The organism is Enterobacter sp. RHBSTW-00175, from assembly GCF_013927005.1.
Taxonomy (GTDB): domain Bacteria; phylum Pseudomonadota; class Gammaproteobacteria; order Enterobacterales; family Enterobacteriaceae; genus Enterobacter.
In genome coordinates this window covers 2,215,578-2,235,770 of sequence record NZ_CP055930.1, presented here as the reverse complement: position 1 = coordinate 2,235,770, position 20,193 = coordinate 2,215,578, and the positions used below count along the sequence as shown (strand labels likewise).

Below are 20,193 nucleotides of genomic sequence, written 5' to 3'. Positions count from 1 at the left end.
GTTAGGGTGAGGGGAATTAAAGGTGAACCACCACCTCATCCCCCTCCGCTTTCACCACCACGCCCCACTCGCTGCCCGCGTGTGAACCGCCCTTCACGCCGCTCACCTTCTGCACGTTGCGCAAGCACACCGACCAGTTTTTCGCTTCTCCCGCGCCGGTAAAGGTCACGACGTCGCCCTGACGTAACGCCTTCAGCGTAAACACCACCGAGCCATTCGCCGCAGGCACTTCGCTGACTGCCGTTGCGCCATCGCCCAGGTTAAACAGCTGGAAGGCAGTGCCCTCGTTCCACGCGTAGTCTGGCTTCTGGTTGTTGTTACCCAGCGCCAGCAGGGTGTTATCGCGCACGTACACCGGCAGGCTGCGGAAGTCGTGCTGCTGTTTGTGCCAGCGACTGCCCTGGATTTCATCGTTGTGCCACAGGTGTGTCCAGCGTCCTTCCGGCAGATAGAACTGCACATCACCCGCTTCGGAGAACACCGGCGCAACCATCATGGAATCGCCGAGCATGTACTGGCGGTCGAGATAATCGCACGCCGGATCGTCCGGGAATTCCAGCATCATCGCCCGCAGCATCGGGGTGCCCAGCTCACGCGCCAGCGCGGCCTGGCGATACAGATACGGCATCATCTGGCATTTCAGCTGCGTGAAGTGGCGCACCACGTCGCAGGACTCGTCATCGTACGCCCACGGCACACGGTAGGATTTGCTGCCGTGCAGGCGGCTATGGCTGGAGAACAGCCCGAACGCGCACCAGCGTTTGTAGACATGCGCCGGGGCCGTATTTTCGAACCCGCCGATATCGTGGCTCCAGAAGCCAAAGCCAGACAGACCAATCGACAACCCACCGCGCAGGCTTTCTGCCATCGATTCATAGTTGGCGTAGCAGTCACCGCCCCAGTGCACCGGGAACTGTTGCGCCCCCACAGACGCTGAACGGGCAAACAGCACCGCCTCTTCTTCGCCGACGGTTTCTTTCAGTACGTTCCACACCAGTTCGTTATAGATGTAGGCGTAGTGGTTGTGCATTTTCTGCGGATCCGAGCCATCAAACCACTGCACGTCGGTCGGGATACGCTCGCCAAAGTCGGTTTTGAAGCAATCCACGCCAATATCCACCAGGCCTTTCAGCTTGTCGGCGTACCACTTACAGGCTTCCGGGTTGGTAAAGTCATAAATCGCCAGACCCGGCTGCCACTTATCCCACTGCCACAGAGAGCCATCCGGGCGTTTAAGCAGATAGCCTTTCTCTTTTAGCTCGTTAAACACCGGTGATTTCTGGCCAATGTACGGGTTGATCCACACGCAGACTTTGAGTCCTTTTTCCTTCAGGCGGCGGATCATCCCTTTAGGGTCCGGGAAGGTCACCGGGTCCCACTCGAAATCGCACCACTGGAAGGCTTTCATCCAGAAGCAGTCGAAGTGGAAAACGTGCAGCGGCAGGTCGCGCTCGGCCATACCGTCGATGAAGCTGTTTACCGTGGCTTCGTCATAGTTGGTGGTAAACGAGGTCGTCAGCCACAGGCCGAAAGACCATGCCGGCGGCAGCGCCGGACGCCCGGTGAACTGCGTATAGCGGTTTAATACCTCTTTCGGCGTCGGGCCGTCGATCACGAAATATTCCAGATGTTCGCCTTCAACGCTGAACTGCACTTTGGAGACTTTCTCAGAGCCGATTTCAAACGAGACGTTTTGTGGGTGATTCACCAGCACGCCGTAGCCGCGGTTGGTGAGATAGAACGGGATATTTTTGTACGACTGTTCGGTACTGGTGCCGCCATCGCGGTTCCAGGTTTCGACCGTCTGGCCATTGCGCACCAGTGCGGTAAAGCGCTCGCCCAGCCCGTAGACCGTTTCGCCCACACCCAGATCCAGACGTTCGAAGAGATAGTTGCGATCGGTGTTGCTGTCCTGCACGTAGCCGTTGTTTTTCAGCTGGCTGCCGGTAATACGCTGGCCATTACGCAGGAAATCCAGCGCCCAGAACTCACCTTTGGTGACGCGTACGCTGACGTTGCCGCTTTTCAGCTCGGCAAATTCCGCATTGTTTTGAATCTCTACCTTCACGTCTTTCAGCACGTTCAACGGATAGTGCGGGCCGTTATCCAGCGCCCCCTGGAAGTGCTCAATGCGCACCCCGACAATCCCTTCCTGTGGCGCGAACAGACGAACCGTAAACATCAGGCTGTCGAGCTGCCAGGCGCGCTCGCGCACATCACGCGGCGCAACGTAGACCACCAGGTCGTTGCCCTGCTGTTCCACATCAAATACCTGCACCGGGTAAGTTACCTCCAGGCCAGGTTGAATGAGCCAGTTTCCATCACTGATTTTCATCTTATCGTCCTCTTAGTTCTGTAATTCTTTGCTGGTCGTCAGATGCCTGCCCTGTAGCGATAAGGTCACTGAGACCGGTTACAGAGGTTTTAAACCATTGTTCCAGGGGCGAGTATTGCGTTTTCTGGTTAGCAAATTACGTTTCTTGTTTTTTGTGATCGAGGTAAATGTTGGGAGCACGCAGGGCTAACATGAGGATTTTCTTAAGAATTAACTTAAATGACTTAATACAGGTCAAAAGAGACGTGAAAAAAGTGTGTCGGGGTATGTGGTAAATGCCTGAAAGTAGCTATAATGCGCCCCGCCTCCATGTAGCAATGCAGGCGCGGAAGATCGTCATCTCCGGTGAGGTGGCTGGACTTCAAATCCAGTTGGGGACGCCAGCGTTCCCGGGCAGGTTCGACTCCTGTGATCTTCCGCCAATAGTTTGCTATTTTTTCTTCGTTATATTTTTATAAAATGTAATTGATTCATCTAACCATTTTGGTTGCTCCAAATTCTTAACTATCCATTGAATGAACCTTTCAGAGTAACGATGACGTTCATCAATTGTATAGTGCATTTCAGAACGTTTTGATTTTTGGATATTGTGTTTTTTAATTATGGCATTAAAAGAATATTTTGTTATCGCTTTACTATTTAACAATTGATTGATTCGCTCAATTGCAGATCCTTGATAATAAGGATGTGTGATATCTGGATCACGGGTTTCCCTGATAATAATAGCGTTACTTCCATTATTTCCTACACCTAGAGACAGATCGCTGTCTTTTTCTGATTTAGTTAGCGTCAGTCTATAATCAATGGATATACTGAATTCATTTGAATTTTGCTCTTCAACAGTATTATGAAACCGTGTTAGAAAATCCTTTGCTACATTTGCCGTCATCTCTCCGTAATTTTCTTTAATCGTTGCTAAATTACTTTTAGGTCCATCAATAACTAGACTAAGCATCCCTACGCTTTGTCCTGCTAATGGGGACATTCCAGTTTCATTTAAATATCTTTGTTGAAAATTTAAAACATTTGCCTGAAAAAGACGAGATAATTCTGGTTGCAACTCAGGGAGGAGAAGATGTATTGCACCATCTCTAAGTTCAATTAAAACATCTAAATTTTTCTTTACAGGATCATTTTGCTGCAAACGTTTATTTATTGCATCAGAAATACAGATGGAATATCCATTTTTGTTGAAAACCGTCGTCAAACCTGAGGATTTTATTAGTTCAGCCTTTAATAAAAGCTCCCAAGCATTTACCGACAAAATACAAAATGCTTCGATTCTATTATCTAGACTAGGTCTGTTATAAACCTCCAAGGATAATATAAATGCATCTAGGCTTCTTTTTAAGAGTGACCTATAAATTTTTATATCCGGAGTTAATGATTTAGCTTTTAAAGATTGGGACATTAATGAAATGAATTCATCATTTGATATTTTCAAAATCCCTTGGCATCTCCAAGTCTTTCCATCTGCGCTATGTACATATTTTCCATTCAACTTTTCATTTATATATTTCCTTATACTGTTCTCTGAATAACCTGTTTCTTTGGCTAAATCTAACGGTGTAAATGTATTATTATTTTTTTCGTTTATTCTTAGCGATTCTAGTAATTTTAACTGATTAACTGTGCGTGTCATAAAAATTCCTTTTATCCACTTAATCAATGCAACTTGCTGATTAGTTATACCTAGTAGATTCCTTATCCTTTTGGCTCAAATCCTTTTCTTCTCAACTCCTCCCTCGCTAGCTCCTTCAACCAGCTGGCGAGGCTCACCCCTTCCTCAGCAGCCATAGCATCCAACTGCTCCTTCAATGCCGGATCAATACGCATTTTAAACTGCGGAGACTGCCCGCCGCCTTTTGGTTTTTTTTCGCGCGATATGATTGACATGAGGCCACCTATCCATCTACTCTGAGGCACATAGGAGGCCACCTAAACCTCCTTTACTTGCAACGCCCCGATGTGCGGGAACACAACCGGAGCGTCTAACCTCACCAACTATCAAGGAGTTGATTATGGCTGATTTGCATTCTACCCCAGACACCGACGAAACCGGAACCGAGCGTTCGTTAATTGTGGGATATCGCCCGAAGGTTCACGACAAATCTACACCCAATATTATTCTTTCCGGCAAATGGCTGCGCGCGGCGGGGTTTGAAACCGGACACCAGGTCACGGTGAAAGTCATGAAAGGCTGCATAGTGTTGATGGCGTATAGCGAGAACGAGCAGAAGTTGCTGGACGATTACAAACACGCGCAAGCGAAGTTGACCGAAATCCAGGGTGCATTGGCTCATTAGTTTTTCCGGAAACCTGGATAACAAAACAGACGGGTAAGCCTGGAGGCAACAAAATGAAAACGTTAAATGAAGCGATTGCATCCCGTCCACCGGAAAGCCAGCTGCGAGTTAAAGAGATGGCAGAGGAAATGAGCCATGCAATCGATCTGCAACTGGATGAGGAAGAGGAAAAGCTGTCGCAAGCAACTTGTAAGCCGGACTTACAAGTTCCACCAGGGGTTAAGAACTCATAATAAGCATCATTATTCATGTTCGGTGACGTCGTCCTCTCTCCCAAAGGGAGAGAGGACGTTCGTGCAGACATTTTTTGAGGGGATGTTCTGAGCCCCAGCGGGGTAAATATTATAACCCCAACCGCATATGCAGCAGCGGAAACGGATTCCCCTGCCCGTCCAGTTCTGAGCGGCCAACCTGCTCAAACCCCATATGGCGATAAAACGCGACGCCCTGCGGGTTTTGCTCGTTAACATCCACTTCGTTCGCGCCAAAATGTTCAATGGCGTATTTCAGCAGTAATTTGCCGACACCTTTCCCACGGCTTACGTCATCGACAAATAACATTTCAATGCGGTTTTCATCAACACCTAAAAAGCCGTGAATCACTCCCGCTTCATCGCGGGCAATCACGACCCGGAGGTTGGGTAAATACGTGTTAAGCAATAACGGGCGCAGCGCCGCAATATCGCTTTCCTGCAAAAAGTGGTGAGTGGCACGAACGGAAGATTCCCAGATCGCGACAAGACGTTCGAATTGTGAGGGGACTGCGTTTTCTATTTTCATGGGGGGGATCATGGCTATCAGCCAACCTAAAATCAAGCCATCAGAAGTAGAGAAAAGTCTTAGGCCAAAGGGAAAAAGTTGCAGGGCTAATGCAAAGGCATGAATGTGAAAGCGCCAGCCAAGAACAAAACTACGATCTGAATACGATGGCTACATAAGCGGCTGGAGATCCTGAAATGGCAGATCAAAGCGATGGCTTTCTCAAAGATGAATATTTAAAGCTACAGGACCAATATGAAGACTACGATCGCAGAGCTTTAGTGATAAAGGGATGGATTGGCGCTGGGGCATTGGCTGGGTTCGCATTGGGTACCAATGCAGACAAACATGTAACATTACTCACTCTGTTTGCTATTTCGTTGATCGCCCTGTGTTTTTGGTATCTCGAGGCAAAATGGAAAACGTTCCAGTATGCTATTGCGGATCGAATCCGGATTATTGAAGCGCACTTTCGCCAGGACCCACATGTGTTATTCAAAGATCCGAAGCCATTACAAATTTATCATTGGTGGTTTAAGTCTTACTCGAAAGATGAACCCATCTACGGTTACGAAACCGCCTACAGACCAGCCAAAAAATGGCAACGATTCAGAAGCGCCGCATTTCAGGATTTTGTTCATCTACCCTATTCGCTCATTATTGTCCTCTGCATTTTGATAGGGGTAATAGATTCACTAGCGGATAAGCCTCCCTCTGATCCATGCAAACCTACATGTGTTCTGTCACAAGTTGTGCCAGGGGTTACAGTACCCTCAACCGCCTATGTCTGTATCTTGAGCAAATAATAACGCTTCTCTGCGACCTGTCCCCTTAACCCTCTCCCACGGGGTTGAGGAATCCCCACAAAAATACGAGCACGGACGGCTCCCTCTCCTTTTTGGTGAGAGGGTTGGGGTGAGGGGAACATACGGCTGCGGTGGTCATTCCGTTCACTTTACGTTCCTTGCTACTCTGTCACCACAATACCGGTGAACGTGCCAGGGTAGCTCACCGCCGCTACCCTGGCGACCCGGGCTCCCGGCAAGAAAATCGTCGCTTCGCGATGCCCTCAGCGTTTGCTCCAGGCTAATCGGGGACGGGCGGATGAAACATCCCTGTAAAGCCGCCCTCGCCGCGCATCACCCCGGCCTTCCGTAAACGCTTCGGCGATTTTCAGCCGGACCATGACACCGCTGTAAGTCCCTTAATTCAATGGCGTAATATCATCGCTGAATTAAAGACAAAAATTACTGGGGAACCCTCAGCCCACGGGGAAAGGGAACCGATCGCGCTACGTTCTAATCTCCATCACCGCATACACCCCGTCCTTCGGCACAATCACGGTGACATTTTCCACCGGCACACCCGCCGCGAGGTGAATATCCTGCAACTGCTGCAACGAACGCGGGAAGATGTGTTCCCAGCCAATGCAGCGCAGGGCAAAGTCGATTTGCGGGCTACTGGTCAGCATGTTCGACACAATCACCGCGCCGCCAGGCTTCACCAGCCGCAGTGCGCGTTGCAAAAAAACCGCCGCATCCGTGTCGTTGAAATATTCGAAAATCCCCAGCGCATCCACCAGGTCGGCCTGATGCTCGCCCAGCTCCAGCAGTAAATCTTCGTTTCGCACCAGGGTATGTACCAGATCACGCCTGAGCAGGGTCAGCTGTTCATCCACGGTCAGCCCATCCTGCGCCGCCATCGTTTCCGCCCATCTCAGGGCAACCGGGTCTTTATCCACCAGCGAAAGATGCACGTTTTGCCCATTCAGTCTGGCGATGCGCAATGCCTCCAGCACCGGAATCGCCGCGCCGCACGCCAGGCTAACCCAGTCGCTTTCGATATTGTTGTGAATATACTTTCCGACCAGTGCGCCCAACACCCTGGCGCGAGAGCGAATGCCGATGGCATCGTTGGCGTGGATAAACCACTGGCGGCTGTCGCTGTCCATTTTTGTTCCTTCGGGAAGGCGTTCCTCCAGCGGATTTTGCAGCACAAACAGCGCCAGCGCAGTGGGGACAAGCCGGGTGCGCCAGGCTTCCAGCGCCGGGCGGTTGCGGTAGGCTTGTTCAGAATAACGGTGCCGGGGCACCAGAATCGGCAGCCCGCCTTCTTCGTAATCCAGCAACGGGGACATGAGCCGGGTATCCGCTTTCAGTGCCTGGTCGATAGCGTTTATTTCGCGGATGGTGTCGTCTTTCATCGGCCACTGGTCGCTGACGTCGGGAAATGAGGCGCTAAAAATGGTCATATTTTCCGGCGCGTTGCCGCGAAAAGGCTGCCAGTTCATCTCATCGTCCCCCGTTGCGCTTTTAACGGAAGTCTATCCAGGCAGGCCAGTAATACCCTACGAAGAAAGCACGATCTTCACTGCTTCACCCACACCAGCTGGTCAACCCGGAAGCCCAGGCTACGTGCAGTATTCAGGTATTCCTGTTTCACTTCATCGGGAATGGTTGGCGTGCGCGACAGGATCCACAGGTAATCACGATTCGGACCGCTGACCAGCGCAAACTGGTACGCATCGTCCAGCGCGATCACGTTATAGCCGCCGTAGAACGGGCCGAAGAACGACACCTTCAGCGCGGCGGTAGTCGGCGCGCCGGTAAAGTACGCTTTACCCTCGCTCTCGTTCCACTCGTTTTTCACCGGATCGTAACCCCGGTTAAGTACGCTAATACCGCCGTCTCCGCGCTCGCCATAGGTTGCAGTCACCTGCACAAGCCCGCGCTCAAAGCGGTTTTCCAGGCGGGCAATTTCGTACCATTTGCCGAGATAGCGGCTGGCATCAAAGCCAGTAATGGGCTGCACGCCTTTCGGCGGCGTGGGAGATTTACAGGCCACCAGACTCAGGGCAATGGCGACACCGGTCACAACAGGCCATATCCTCATGAGAATTCCTTTCATTTGCACGATCGGACGTTAAGTGTAGTGCACCGTGAAGGTGCTTCATCCCGTCAGCAAAAATTCGTAGTATATTGAGATTATTCTACCTCTCCGGGCACTGACATGGCTTACTCCATCGGCGAATTCGCCAGACTCAGCGGCATCACCGCCACCACGCTCCGGGCGTGGCAGCGCCGTTACGGCCTGCTTAAGCCAGAGCGCACGGAGGGTGGTCATCGCCTTTACAGCGAAGAAGATGTTCAACAGGCGCTGAAAATCCTCGACTGGGTAAAAAAAGGCGTTCCGATTGGCCAGGTCAAACCGTTGCTGGAACGCCCGGTGCCGCGTCGTACCAACAACTGGCAAACGTTGCAACAAAACATGCTTCAACGTCTGCAGGAGGGCAAAATCGAGTCCCTGCGCCAGATGATTTACGACGCCGGTCGCGAATATCCGCGCCCTGAACTGGTAGCGAATGTTCTGCGTCCGGTGCGAAGCCAAATGTCGGCCAACATCCCTGCGGCCATGACCCTGCGCGATATCTTCGACGGTATTATCATCGCCTATACCTCCTTTTGCCTGGAGGGCGATAAAAAAGCGCCGGGTGATAACCTTCTGTTGACCGGCTGGCACCTGAACGACCCGGGTGAAATCTGGCTCGAAGCCTTAACGCGTACCGGCCAGGGCCACCGCATTGATGTTTTGCCCACCCCCCCAGCCATGCTGGCACCGGAGATTTTTCCGGACAGGAAATGGCTGCTGGTGACTCGTGGCAAACTCACCGTGGCGCGGAAAAAACAGGTGGAACAGTGGCAGCAGCAGGTATCGCTGGACGTCATTATCCTCTGATTATTTTCCTCTGCGGGAAACTTCACGAAAAGTTGAATATTTTTCCGCACCGCAGATGCTAACGTTTTCCTGTGACTGATAACTCCACAGGAAATACCGTGAAAAAGACAACCCCCCTGCTGATCCTGGCCACCATGGCCTTCGCCCCCGCCGCGTTTAGCGCCCCTGTCGGTACGCTGAGTGTTCACATTCTTGACCAGCAAACCGGCACACCGCCACCGGGCGTTACCGTCACGCTGGAAAAGCAGCAGCAGGATAAATGGACCCCGCTTGCCAGCGGTAAAACCGACCATGACGGACGCATCAAATCCCTCTATCCGGAGGATCAGGATATGCAGCCAGGCGTCTACAAAGTGACGTTCAAAACGGCTGATTACTTCCACGCGAAGAAACTGGACACGTTCTTCCCGGAAATCCCGGTGCTGTTTACCGTGACCCGCACCAACGAAAAGTTGCACATCCCGCTCCTGCTTAGCCAGTACGGATATTCGACTTACAAGGGTAGTTGATCACCATTGATTTTAAACGGAAAGAAAAAACAATTCCGCTAATACTTGGACAAATTAGACATGTTGTGTAAGTTTTAATGATATGAACTGGAGATACACACCATGACAACGAAACCTGTGCTGGGTATTAGCGGATGTTTGACCGGTTCCGCCGTTCGCTTTGACGGCGGACACAAGCGTATGGGCTTTGTGATGGATGAACTGGCCCAGTGGGTCGGTTTCAGGCCCGTCTGCCCTGAAATGGCGATTGGCCTGCCTACGCCGCGCCCTGCTATTCGTTTAACGCTGACAGAAAGCGGTGATACGCAGCTGCGTTTCAGCAAGCCGCCTCACGAAAACCTCACGCAGAAAATGGCGGACTTTACGGCGGATTATCTGCCTAAAATCGACGATCTGGCGGGATTTATCGTCTGTGCGAAATCGCCAAGCTGCGGTATGGAGCGTGTGCGGCTGTATGATGAAAACGGCAACCGGGGCCGCAAGGAGGGTGTCGGGCTGTTCACCTCCGCCCTCCTTGAATCCCGGCCGTGGCTGCCCGTAGAGGAAGATGGTCGTTTGCACGACCCGGTGCTGCGGGAAAACTTTATCGAACGCGTTTTTGCCCTGCATGAGCTGAACACCCTGCGTGCCAACGGCCTGACGCGCCGCGCGCTGCTGGACTTCCACAGCCGCTATAAACTACAGCTGCTGGCGCACCATCAGGCGGGTTACCGCGAAATCGGCCCGTTCGTCGCTTCGCTGCACGAGTGGGAGGATCTGGACGCCTTCTTTGTGGCGTACCGCGATAAGCTGATGACAATCCTGAAGAAACCCGCTTCGCGGAAAAATCACACCAACGTGCTGATGCATATTCAGGGTTATTTTCGTAATCAGCTCAACAGCAGCCAGCGTGGCGAACTGCGCGATGTGATCCTGCACTATCGCGATGGGCTGTTGCCTATCCTCGCGCCGCTGACTCTGCTCAAACACTACATGGCCGAATATCCTGACCGGTATCTGATGACGCAAAACTATTTTGATCCCTACCCGGACGATTTAGGTCTGCGCCTGGCTATCACCTGAAAGAAAGTATGCAAAGGGTCCATGGAACGAAAGAGGCCTCAGGCAGTACCCCGTTTAGACGACACCTCACTGTCGTCTTTTTTTTACGCCGCGCACAGCGCCTGAGCCAGCGCCTCGCGGAACTGCGGTAACTTGTCGCGATTCGCCGCTGCCACTTCATAAAACGCCAGCGGTGGCAGCCAGTTCATGCCCACATACAGCGCGCTGGCTTTCATTGGGCTGAGCACTTCATCCATCGAACTTTGGATCAGCCCTTCGTGGGAGTACGTAAACGGACTGGCTCCTGCGGAGGTGACCACCATCAGGCTTTTCCCTTTCAGGGCTTCGCCACCTGCACCAAACGCCCAGCCGTACTGCCATACTTCATTCAGATAGCCTTTCAGCATTGGCGTCAGGTTGAACCAGTGAGTCGGGTAGATAAACACCACGCGGTCAACGCCGTCATACGCCGCCTGTTCTGCCGCCACATTAATGGCGTTCACGTCGTTGCCGTACATCGCTTCCAGATTGCGGACGATGACGTTATCTACACCCTCTGCCGTCTGCTGTAAGGCCTTGATAATACGAGACTGAGACGCATAAGGATGGGATACAATCGCTAAGGTTTTCATGGGTGTCTCCTTTATTGTTGTTCCGGCATTACGCCTTTTACCAGCCAGGCGTTGGTGCTGGCGGCGGCGTGTCGGTAGTGAATGATCTCCTGATACGCAGGGGAATCGTGCCAGGCGTGCGCTTGTTCCGCGCTGTCGAACTGCAACATCACCAGCATCCCCTGCGGGCCGTTGCCTTCCACGGTGTCGCACCGGCCTCCCATCACCAGGCGTTTACCGCCAAAGGCTTTATAGCTGGCCTCGACTTTTTCCCGGTACGGCTGCATCGCCGCAGGGTCATGAATAACCACATCAAAAATGAAATAAGCAGGCTCGGACACGTTCATACAAGTTCCTCACTGTGGGTTGATGGCAAGAGTATGTGCCCGTTTACTCGTAACGAGAATTAGGGTTATGGTTAATAGATAATCAACTTCAGGTTGTGAATACGGGAGTGAAACATGGAGTTATCACAGCGAGTTCGCGCGATTGTCTCATTCGTAGAAGCCGCCAGTGCGGGCAGCTTTGCCGCCGCCGCACGCAGCCAGGGGATCAGCCCTGCCGCGGTCAGTAAAAACATCGCCGGGCTGGAACAGGCGCTGGGCGTCAGGCTGATGAACCGCACCACGCGCACGCTGAGCCTGACCGAAGAGGGAACCGCCTTTTTGCAACAGGCACGGATTGCTATCGGCGCGCTGGATACGGCGATGGATGCCGTGGTGGCTCGCAAAATGGAAACCCGCGGTCACGTACGCATTTCCACCAGCGCCGCCTTCGGGCGCGAGCAGTTGCTCCCGGTGCTGCCGGGGCTGCGGGCACGTTATCCGGGTATCTCAGTCGAAGTGGATTTTGACGACCGGGTGACAGACCTGATTGCCGACGGCTACGACCTGACCATTCGCGGCGGGCGCATTGTCGATTCGTCGCTGATTTCGCGGCCCGTCTGCCAGCTCAAAACCGCGCTAGTTGCCTCGCCTGAGTATCTGGCGCGTTGCGGCGTACCCAAAACACCTGCTGACCTGGCGCATCATCATCTTATCGCCAGGCGTTTTTTAGGGGGACGTGTCTCGCCATGGGGGTTCAGGGGAAGCGATGGCAGCCTGACCACACTTGAGCCAGACGCCGCGGCAGTGACGCTCTCCGCACCGGAAGCCCAGACACAAGCGGCACTGCTGGGGTTGGGTATTGCTCAGGTGGGTGTGCATCACGCGCTGGCGCATTTGCAGGCCGGGGCGCTAAAAGCCGTGCTGGTCGGTCAGCACGACCCTGGTAATTACGAGATGGTTATCCAGTATCCCCACCGTGCGCTGGTCGCGCCGCGCGTGAAAGCCACAGTGGAGTATCTGCTGGATGCTTTTCGCCAGGATGCATCGCTGCATTTCCCACCCGAAAGGCTGGCGGATTACGCCGCCGTTTTAGTGGTTTAAATGATATGAATAACAAAGACGATGACTTTTTTTTCAAAAAACAGGCCCTCGCTGATGATTAACACCCTGCACATTCAGAATTACCGTTCAATCCGCGACATGTCGCTGAAGCTGGAACAGCTCAACATCGTCTTCGGCCCAAACGGCACCGGGAAATCGAATATCTATAAGGCGATTTACCTGATGCACAGCGCGGCGCAGGGGCAGTTTTCTCAGGCGCTGGCGAATGAGGGCGGGATTTTGAAGGTATTCTGGGCAGGCAAAACGCGCAGCGACCAGCTGCGGCGCATGAACCTGGCGGTGGAAACCGAAACCTACGAATACGAATTGCAGGTGGGTTTTGTCGAAAAGCTGCCCTATCCGTCGCAGTTTCAGCTCGACCCGGTGATCAAAGAGGAGTCCATCTGGCTGAGCGGCCAGCATCGTCGCCCGTCGTCACAGCTGATGAAGCGCAAAAACCAGGCCGTGTTTCTGAATAACGTGCATCACGAAAAAGTGACCCACAGCGGCACGCTGTATGAGAACGAATCGGTGTTCGGGCAGCTCGGCGAACCGCATCTCTACCCGGAAGTGTCGCAGATGCGTGAATCCCTGCGGAACTGGCGTTTTTATCACGAGTTTTCTGTCTCATCCGGCTCGGCGATCCGCGCCCCGCAGGTTGGCTTCCGCTCGCCGGTGCTGGCCAGCGATGGTTCCAACCTGGCTGCGGCGTTTCAGACGACTATCGAAATTGGCGACGAGCTGCTGCTGATGCGCATCCTCGATCAGGCGTTCCCCGGCTGCGTGTTTTACAGCGACAATTCTGGCGGACGTTTTCGGATGATGATGCAGCGCGAGGGGTTAAGCCGACCGCTGGAGCCGGCTGAGTTCTCCGATGGCACGCTGCGTTTCCTGTGTCTGGCGGTGGCGTTGTTAAGCCCGCGCCCACCGGCCTTTATCGCCCTCAACGAGCCGGAAAACAGCCTGCATCCGCAGATGCTGCCCGCGCTGGCGAGCCTGATTGCCGAGGCCAGCCGCTACTCACAGATCTGGCTCACCAGCCACTCACCAGAGCTGGCAAAGCTGATTGAAAAACACCGTTCGTTTTCGCTGTATCAGCTGTCGATGGTAGAGGGGGAAACGAGGATGGAGAGGCTGGGATAAACGCCGGGTGGCGCTACGCTTACCCGGCCTACGAATGAGTCCGAAAGGTCTTGCGCCATTCCGCCGGGCTGACCCCAAAACGCGCCTTAAACTGCTGGCGATACGTCACCGCCGACACAAATCCCACCTGCCCGGCCACGCTTTCGATCGGCAGATTTCCGGCTTCAAGGAGGATCTGGCTGCGCCGCAGGCGCTCGGCGGTCAGCCAGTCGGCAACGCTCATGCCCGTGGCCTTAACAAAATGGCGGGTCAGGGTACGGCGGCTCATGGAAACAACCTCCGCCAGAGAGTCCAGATTATGCGGCTCGGTAATATGCTGCTGGAGATAATCAATCAGGCAGTTAATCTGCGCATCGCGGGTATCTTTTGGCACCGGCTGGGCAATAAACTGCGCCTGCCCGCCTTCACGGTGCGGCGGTACAATCATCCGCCGGGCAATCTGGTTAGCCACCACGCTGCCAAAGCGCTGGCGGATGATATACAAACAGCAATCCAGTGCGGCGGCGGTGCCTGCGGACGTGATGATGTTGTCGTCATCAACATAGAGCGCGTTGATATCCAGCTTCACGTCGGGGAACTGTGACGCAAACTGGTGCTCAAACTCCCAGTGGGTTGCCGCGCGTTTGCCGTCGAGAATGCCCGCATAGCCCAGCACAAACGAGCCCAGACACAGGCCGACGATCTCCGCGCCGTTGTCCCTGGCCTGGACCAGGCTTTCGAGCAATACCTGCGGCGGGCGCTCCAGAACGTGCTGCCAGTAAGGCACTACCACGATATCGGCCTGCGCAATCGCGGAATAATCCTGCGAGGCATTCAGCGCAAAGCCGTCTCTGGAGGTCAGCAATCCCGGCTTTTCGGCGCAGATCGTGACGTTAAAGCGCTTTTCACCCGATACCGTATCGCCAAACAGAATGCAGGGAACGGAGTAGTGGAACGGGCTAAACCCATCCACCGCGACAATCGCGACGTTTACTGGCGGCATCAGTCTCTCCTTTCCCTTTGTGGTGTTCAGAATATAACGCTTTCGCCGTCCTGGGGAATGCTCAGCGCATCACTGAACTGGTTGGCTTCGGCATATTCGCGCAGGGCGCGACGGGTTAACAGGCAATGATTGATCGCCTCCATATGGGTCGCCACAATCTGCGCCTGCGGCAGCAGGAAATGGACGTTCAGCACATCCTGCTCGCCCATGATAATCGGCCCGAAACCAAGCACATGCGCATAACCGGCATTCAGTACTACCACATCCGGCTGGTGTTTTTGCAGTTCGGCCGCCACTTCTTCACGCCAGATGGTATCGCCTGCGATGTATAGCGTCTTCTCGTCAGAATGGCGGAAGACCACGCCGCAGGCTTCGCCCAGACGTTCTGCCAGCTCCGGCACAGCGTAAGCGCGGTCGGTACCGTGCTGGCCGCCGTGGGTTTTCGCAATGCGGATATCGCCAAAGGTCGTCTCTTCGGTCATCACCGTCAGGTGAGTGAATCCCTGGCTGCGCAGCAGCGCGGCATCGCTGTCGTTTTGCACGTAGACAGGCTTGTCTTTGGCGATAAGCTCAATGGCCGTATGATCCCAGTGATCGTCATGGGTGTGGGTGACAATCACCGCATCGGCATCCAGCAGCGTTTTTACGTCAACGGGCAGCTCGACCATCGGGTTGCGAATGTCTGCGCGCGCCGTGCCAGGAAAGCCGGGATACGCGCCTTTTGGTGCCAGCATCGGGTCAATTAAAAAACGTTTTCCGGCGTAGGTAATCAGCTGGGTGGCATTGCGAATTTGGGTGATGTTCATGGGTTATCCTCCGGTTGGTGTGATAAGGAGAATAGCCAGATGAGCCGTTTTGTGATGTGGGCTAAAGGGCGATGATCGATGGAATCGGGTCAATATGAAAAGGCGGGTTTCCCCGCCAGAGTGCTTACCAGCCAGGTACCGCGCCGCCGTTAAAGATAGTCTCTGCCGCTTTCGCCACCTCAGGTGACTGATACGACTGAATAAACTCTTTCACGTTCTCTGCGTCTTTGTTGTCTTCACGCGTCACCACAATGTTCACGTACGGCGAATTTTTGTCTTCGATAAAGACCCCGTCATGCACAGGCGACAGCCCGGTTTGCTGGAGATAGGTGGTGCTGATAATGGCGACATCGACTTTCGGGTCATCCAGCACGCGTGGCAGTTGCGCCCCTTCCAGCTCCATGATTTTCAGGTTTTTGGGATTTGCGGTGATATCCAGCGCCGTCGGCAGCAGGCCAACGTCAGGCTTGAGGGTAATCAGCTTCTCTTTTTGCAGCAGCAACAGCGCGCGGCCAAGGTTGGTCGGGTCGTTCGGAATGGCAATGGTCGCGCCATCCTTCAGGTCAGACACGGATTTTATCTTGCGGGAATAACCGGCGATCGGGAAGACGAAGGTATTGGCAACCGCCACCAGCTTGTAGCCGTGCGCCTTGTTATCTTCCGCCAGGAACGGTCGGTGCTGGAAGACGTTGGCGTCCAGTTCACCGTGGTTAGTGGCATCGTTTGGCAGCAGCGATCCGCTAAAGCCCACCAGCTCGACATCCAGGCCATATTTCTCTTTTGCGACCTTTTTGGCGACTTCCGCCACATCCTGCTCCGCGCCGTTAATCACGCCGACTTTAATGTGTTTGGCATCGCTGCCACCTTGATCGCAACCCGCCAGCAGCAGGCCCGCGAGAACCAGAGCACCCAATCGAAATTTCACCAGACAGTTCCTTTTGATAAACGTTTTGATGACTATATCGACAACGAAGCGGCGTGCTAAAAACCGAAAAGGAATCAATAAGAAGGATAAGTTATATACAATTTTTTTCCGGGTGGCGCTGCGCTTACCCGGCCTCCGTGAGTGGTAGTTGTAGGCCCGGTAAGCGTAGCGCCACCGGGCGAAGGAAATCACTCATACCTTTTGCGCAGCGGCGCTTCACGTAAAAACCACGACAGCACAAACGCCAGCACCATAATGCTCGCAGCCAGCAGGAACACGGCGTGGATAGCCGAGCCGAACGCATCCAGATAATCCAGCTTCAGGGTCTCAGGCAGATGATGAATAGCGGTCGGATCCAGCGCGCGCGGCAGGTTAGCCCCTTCCGGTAAACGGTCCATCAGGCCGGATTGCAGCATGTGCGTGAACACCGCGCCAAACAGCGCGACGCCAATCGCCCCCCCGATGGAACGAAACAGCGTCACACCGGAGGTCGCCACACCGTACTGATCTGCCGACACGCTGTTTTGCACCGCCAGCACCAGCACCTGCATCACCAGCCCAAGCCCCATTCCCAGCACACCGGTGAACAGGTACAGCTGCCAGGTCGGGGAGTGAATCGAAATGCGCGTCAGCAACACCATCCCGACCACACCCAGCAGCGTGCCGAGGATCGGAAACAGGCGGTACTTCCCGGTATGGCTGATTATCCGCCCGCTGATAATCGAGGTCAGCAGCAATCCGCCCATCAACGGGATCAGCTGCAAACCGGCCTGCGTTGGCGTGGCGTCTTTCACCACCTGCAAATAGAGCGGCAGGAAGGTCACCGAGCCAAACAGCGACATCCCGATGATAAAACCAATCAGACTACACAGCAGAAAGCTGCGATCGCGGAAGAGCGACAGCGGGATAATCGGCTCCCAGGCCAGGCGTTCCTCGTAAATAAACCCGATGATCCCCGTCAGGCCAAAAGCCAGAATGCACCACAGCTGCGGGTCGTTCCACTGGCGGATGGTCCCGCCTTCAGTAGTGAACAGAATGATGCACAGTAGCGCCATACTGAGGTAAATCGCCCCCAGGTAGTCAATCTCGTGCTTGCTGCGCCGGGCACTGCCATGAAACACCGCGCCAATCACCAGCAGGGCAAACAGTCCCAGCGGCAGGTTGATGTAAAAAATCCAGCGCCAGGAGGCGTGCTGCACGATAAAACCGCCAATCAGCGGCCCAATAACCGTTGCCAGGCCGTACACGCCGCCAAACAGTCCCTGATAACGTCCACGCTCGGCAGGCGGAATAACGTCCGCCACGGCGGCCATGCTAATCACCATCAGCCCGCCGCCACCCAGCCCTTGCAGGGCACGCATCAGCACCAGCTGGGTCATGTTTTGTGCCAGCCCGCACAGCGCGGAGCCCGCCAGGAACAGCACAATCGCAATTTGCAGGACGATTTTCCGGCCAAACAAATCGCCAAATTTGCCGTACAGCGGCACCACGATGGTGGAGCTGAGAATGTAGGCCGTGACCACCCAGGAGAGTTTATCCAGCCCGCCCAGCTCGCCAACAATGGTCGGCAGCGCCGTGGAGACAATCGTCTGATCCAGCGCAGAGAGCAGCATCACCAGCAGCAGTGCGCTGAACAGCAGCTTAATCGACGGCGCTTTTTGCGCAGTTTGAGCCATTACGTCGGACTCCATAAGACATCACTTGAAATTAATTAATTGGATAATTAATATTTGTGTAAGTGATGAATAAGATCAAGAGATACTGTGACCATGTCAGCACAAAAGGACAATTCTGAACCCCGCCGCCCTGGCCGCCCGCGCGGTGGCAAACGTGTTACCGCCAGCCGCGAGCAGCTGCTGGATATCGCGCTGCATCTCTTTTCCCGCCAGGGGATTGCCAATACGTCGCTGAACGCGATTGCGAAAGAAGCGGGCGTGACGCCTGCGATGCTGCACTACTACTTTAACTCCCGGGAACAGCTGCTCGATGCAATGATTGAGGAACGTTTCCTGCCATTACGCAGCAAGATCGGCGCTGTTTTTGCCGAATACCCGGACTCCCCGGTGAAAGCCCTGACGCAGATGGTGCAGGCTCTGGCCGATTTGGCCGGGCAACACCACTGGTTTGCGCCGCTGTGGATGCAGGAAGTGATTGGCGAGATGCCGGTTCTGCGCACGCACCTGCACGCGCGGTTTGGCGATGAGAAATATCAGGCAACGCTTACCGCCATCACACGCTGGCAGCAGGAAGGAAAACTGAATCGTGAGCTTGCGCCGGAGCTGTTATTCACCACGCTGCTGAGCCTGGTGCTTGTGCCCTTCTCGCGGATGCGCAATGACGAGAGGCTGAAAACCCTCTCGCCGGAGATCATTGTGCGCCATGCCTTAGCGGTGATTGGCCATGGGATAGGCGGTTAGAGAGATTTGGTCAGGTAGTGCCGCTGCATTCCCGGATACGGGTAGTCCGGCAGGGACATCTGTAGCCGATACCCCAGCTTTTCATAGAACGGGCGCGCCTGGAAGCTGGCTGTATCCACCAGCGCGTGCTTGCAGCCTTTGCGTCGGGCTTCATCTTCTGCCGTTTTGATAATCTGGCTGCCTACGCCGGAACCCCGCACGCTATCGCTGACCCACAGAAAGTCGATGTTTAACCAGTCGCCTTTACGCACGCCGATTAACCCACCCAACATTACGCCTTTATCGTCTCGCACATAAACGCCAATATCACTACTAAAGGTCATCAGATCCAAAAATTGCCCGTTGTAGGCTCTCAATCCCGTTAATAACTCGTCTTTCTCTTGCTGTGTGACATTATCAGTCGTGCTCAGGTGCATATTGTTCTCCTTATTTTCTGTGCATTCTTAATATCTCACAGCCTTTCCTTCACAGAAACTCCTTAATTCCTTCATTCTTTTTATCTGGAAATATTCATTCAAAATGTAATTAAAAAAAACTCTTTCCAATACGCTCTTAAAACATATAATGAGAACGATCACCCTCACTTTTGCACGGTAACCAACGATGAGCCCAACGCTTGCAGAACGCCAAAAATTACGCCAGGACGAGATCCTCACTGCGGCACGACGCTGTTTTCGCGTCAGCGGATTTCACGCTGCCAGCATGTCGCAAATCGCCAGCGAGGCGAAGCTCAGCGTCGGGCAAATCTATCGTTATTTCAGTAACAAAGATGCCATTATCGAAGAGATGATCCGCCGGATTATCGACTCGCGCATCGAAGAGATGGAAGGCAAAACGCTGGTAGAAGGAATGCCGGAAGCCCTGGCCTCACGCCTGACGCTTAACGAAGATGACGATGCGCTGATGCTCGAAATGTCCGCCGAAGCAACACGCAACCCGCAGGTGGCGACCATGCTTATCGAGGCCGAAGCCCGCATGTTTGCCAACGCCTGCACACACCTGAAAAAGCAATTTCCCCACCTCAGCGACGAGCATATCCGCTGCTGCGTGGAGATCACCGCCGTGATGATCGAGGGCACCATATACCGTCGGTTAACACCCTTAAAGGTGCCATCAGAACAGTTACAGCCCATTTACCAGGATATTTTAAATATGCTTTTCACTGCAAAGTAATCGTATGTGAATAATTAAAAGAGA

Annotated in this window: 23 protein-coding genes and 1 tRNA gene; 11 read left to right on the top strand and 13 right to left on the bottom strand. The window is 53.8% G+C overall.

What is annotated here, in order from left to right; all coding sequences use genetic code 11:
- Window positions 1-16: 16 nt before the first annotated feature.
- A complete protein-coding gene (gene yicI / locus HV107_RS10585; protein WP_182063153.1) occupies window positions 17-2,335 on the bottom strand; it encodes an alpha-xylosidase in 2,319 nt (772 codons plus the stop codon).
- Between the two features lie 327 nt (window positions 2,336-2,662).
- Here yicI and HV107_RS10580 point away from each other — a divergent pair.
- Window positions 2,663-2,757: transfer RNA gene (locus HV107_RS10580), tRNA-Sec, on the top strand.
- Window positions 2,758-2,765: 8 nt separating this feature from the next.
- Here HV107_RS10580 and HV107_RS10575 read toward each other — a convergent pair.
- Entirely contained in the window at window positions 2,766-3,977 is a 1,212-nt protein-coding gene (locus tag HV107_RS10575; RefSeq protein WP_182063152.1) for a DUF3644 domain-containing protein, read from the bottom strand.
- A 62-nt stretch (window positions 3,978-4,039) separates the two neighbouring features.
- Window positions 4,040-4,231: a toxin-antitoxin system HicB family antitoxin gene (locus tag HV107_RS10570; RefSeq protein ID WP_182063151.1), complete on the bottom strand. Its 192-nt coding sequence runs from the start codon at window positions 4,229-4,231 to the stop codon at window positions 4,040-4,042.
- Between the two features lie 125 nt (window positions 4,232-4,356).
- Between HV107_RS10570 and HV107_RS10565 the strand changes: the two genes are divergently transcribed.
- Both HV107_RS10565 and HV107_RS10560 read left to right on the top strand, forming a co-directional pair.
- Complete coding sequence (locus HV107_RS10565) at window positions 4,357-4,641, top strand: SymE family type I addiction module toxin (protein ID WP_182063150.1); 285 nt, start codon at window positions 4,357-4,359, stop codon at window positions 4,639-4,641.
- A 53-nt stretch (window positions 4,642-4,694) separates the two neighbouring features.
- Window positions 4,695-4,874, top strand: a complete 180-nt coding sequence (locus HV107_RS10560) for a hypothetical protein (protein ID WP_182063149.1) — start codon at window positions 4,695-4,697, stop codon at window positions 4,872-4,874.
- Window positions 4,875-4,983: 109 nt separating this feature from the next.
- Here the strand turns inward: HV107_RS10560 and HV107_RS10555 are convergent, their stop codons facing one another.
- A complete protein-coding gene (locus HV107_RS10555; RefSeq protein WP_182063148.1) occupies window positions 4,984-5,421 on the bottom strand; it encodes an acetyltransferase in 438 nt (145 codons plus the stop codon).
- A gap of 176 nt (window positions 5,422-5,597) precedes the next feature.
- On the opposite strand from HV107_RS10555, the gene HV107_RS10550 reads away from it, so the two are divergent.
- The gene (locus HV107_RS10550; RefSeq protein ID WP_182063147.1) at window positions 5,598-6,206 is read left to right on the top strand and encodes a hypothetical protein; all 609 of its coding nucleotides are present in this window, start codon (window positions 5,598-5,600) and stop codon (window positions 6,204-6,206) included.
- 485 nt (window positions 6,207-6,691) lie between these two features.
- Here the strand turns inward: HV107_RS10550 and HV107_RS10545 are convergent, their stop codons facing one another.
- Both HV107_RS10545 and HV107_RS10540 read right to left on the bottom strand, forming a co-directional pair.
- On the bottom strand, window positions 6,692-7,690 hold the full coding sequence (locus HV107_RS10545; protein ID WP_182063146.1) for a class I SAM-dependent methyltransferase: 999 nt from the start codon (window positions 7,688-7,690) through the stop codon (window positions 6,692-6,694).
- Between the two features lie 77 nt (window positions 7,691-7,767).
- Window positions 7,768-8,292 carry a lipocalin family protein gene (locus tag HV107_RS10540; RefSeq protein ID WP_182063145.1) on the bottom strand — a complete coding sequence of 175 codons (525 nt, stop codon included), beginning with the start codon at window positions 8,290-8,292 and terminating at the stop codon, window positions 7,768-7,770.
- Between the two features lie 117 nt (window positions 8,293-8,409).
- Between HV107_RS10540 and HV107_RS10535 the strand changes: the two genes are divergently transcribed.
- From HV107_RS10535 to HV107_RS10525, 3 genes are all read left to right on the top strand, one after another.
- Complete coding sequence (locus HV107_RS10535) at window positions 8,410-9,135, top strand: MerR family transcriptional regulator (RefSeq protein WP_182063144.1); 726 nt, start codon at window positions 8,410-8,412, stop codon at window positions 9,133-9,135.
- Between the two features lie 134 nt (window positions 9,136-9,269).
- Window positions 9,270-9,644 carry a hydroxyisourate hydrolase gene (uraH, locus tag HV107_RS10530; RefSeq protein WP_395675796.1) on the top strand — a complete coding sequence of 125 codons (375 nt, stop codon included), beginning with the start codon at window positions 9,270-9,272 and terminating at the stop codon, window positions 9,642-9,644.
- Window positions 9,645-9,746: 102 nt separating this feature from the next.
- Window positions 9,747-10,706 (top strand): DUF523 and DUF1722 domain-containing protein, encoded by a 960-nt coding sequence (locus HV107_RS10525; protein ID WP_182063142.1) that lies wholly within the window; start codon window positions 9,747-9,749, stop codon window positions 10,704-10,706.
- Window positions 10,707-10,789: 83 nt separating this feature from the next.
- Here HV107_RS10525 and HV107_RS10520 read toward each other — a convergent pair whose 3' ends face one another.
- Together HV107_RS10520 and HV107_RS10515 are read right to left on the bottom strand one after the other, a co-directional pair.
- Entirely contained in the window at window positions 10,790-11,317 is a 528-nt protein-coding gene (locus HV107_RS10520; protein WP_182063141.1) for an NAD(P)H-dependent oxidoreductase, read from the bottom strand.
- A gap of 11 nt (window positions 11,318-11,328) precedes the next feature.
- Window positions 11,329-11,643, bottom strand: a complete 315-nt coding sequence (locus HV107_RS10515; RefSeq protein WP_182063140.1) for a DUF1330 domain-containing protein — start codon at window positions 11,641-11,643, stop codon at window positions 11,329-11,331.
- A gap of 114 nt (window positions 11,644-11,757) precedes the next feature.
- On the opposite strand from HV107_RS10515, the gene HV107_RS10510 reads away from it, so the two are divergent.
- Window positions 11,758-12,723 (top strand): LysR family transcriptional regulator, encoded by a 966-nt coding sequence (locus tag HV107_RS10510; RefSeq protein WP_182063139.1) that lies wholly within the window; start codon window positions 11,758-11,760, stop codon window positions 12,721-12,723.
- Between the two features lie 54 nt (window positions 12,724-12,777).
- Window positions 12,778-13,866, top strand: coding sequence for an AAA family ATPase (locus HV107_RS10505; RefSeq protein WP_182063499.1), 1,089 nt, complete (start codon window positions 12,778-12,780; stop codon window positions 13,864-13,866).
- 28 nt (window positions 13,867-13,894) lie between these two features.
- On the opposite strand, the gene HV107_RS10500 is transcribed toward HV107_RS10505, so the two are convergent.
- From HV107_RS10500 to HV107_RS10485, 4 genes are all read right to left on the bottom strand, one after another.
- Entirely contained in the window at window positions 13,895-14,848 is a 954-nt protein-coding gene (locus HV107_RS10500) for a GlxA family transcriptional regulator (protein ID WP_182063138.1), read from the bottom strand.
- 26 nt (window positions 14,849-14,874) lie between these two features.
- Window positions 14,875-15,654, bottom strand: a complete 780-nt coding sequence (locus tag HV107_RS10495) for an MBL fold metallo-hydrolase (RefSeq protein ID WP_182063137.1) — start codon at window positions 15,652-15,654, stop codon at window positions 14,875-14,877.
- Window positions 15,655-15,778: 124 nt separating this feature from the next.
- The gene (gene nlpA / locus HV107_RS10490) at window positions 15,779-16,597 is read right to left on the bottom strand and encodes a lipoprotein NlpA (protein ID WP_182063498.1); all 819 of its coding nucleotides are present in this window, start codon (window positions 16,595-16,597) and stop codon (window positions 15,779-15,781) included.
- 170 nt (window positions 16,598-16,767) lie between these two features.
- On the bottom strand, window positions 16,768-18,255 hold the full coding sequence (locus HV107_RS10485; protein ID WP_182063136.1) for an MDR family MFS transporter: 1,488 nt from the start codon (window positions 18,253-18,255) through the stop codon (window positions 16,768-16,770).
- 93 nt (window positions 18,256-18,348) lie between these two features.
- Between HV107_RS10485 and HV107_RS10480 the strand changes: the two genes are divergently transcribed.
- Window positions 18,349-18,996 carry a TetR/AcrR family transcriptional regulator gene (locus tag HV107_RS10480; protein ID WP_182063135.1) on the top strand — a complete coding sequence of 216 codons (648 nt, stop codon included), beginning with the start codon at window positions 18,349-18,351 and terminating at the stop codon, window positions 18,994-18,996.
- On the opposite strand, the gene HV107_RS10475 is transcribed toward HV107_RS10480, so the two are convergent.
- A complete protein-coding gene (locus HV107_RS10475; RefSeq protein WP_182063134.1) occupies window positions 18,993-19,412 on the bottom strand; it encodes a GNAT family N-acetyltransferase in 420 nt (139 codons plus the stop codon). The genes HV107_RS10480 and HV107_RS10475 overlap by 4 nt on opposite strands.
- 187 nt (window positions 19,413-19,599) lie before the next feature.
- Here HV107_RS10475 and HV107_RS10470 point away from each other — a divergent pair, with 187 nt between their 5' ends.
- Window positions 19,600-20,169, top strand: coding sequence for a TetR/AcrR family transcriptional regulator (locus tag HV107_RS10470; protein WP_182063133.1), 570 nt, complete (start codon window positions 19,600-19,602; stop codon window positions 20,167-20,169).
- Window positions 20,170-20,193 lie beyond the last annotated feature (24 nt).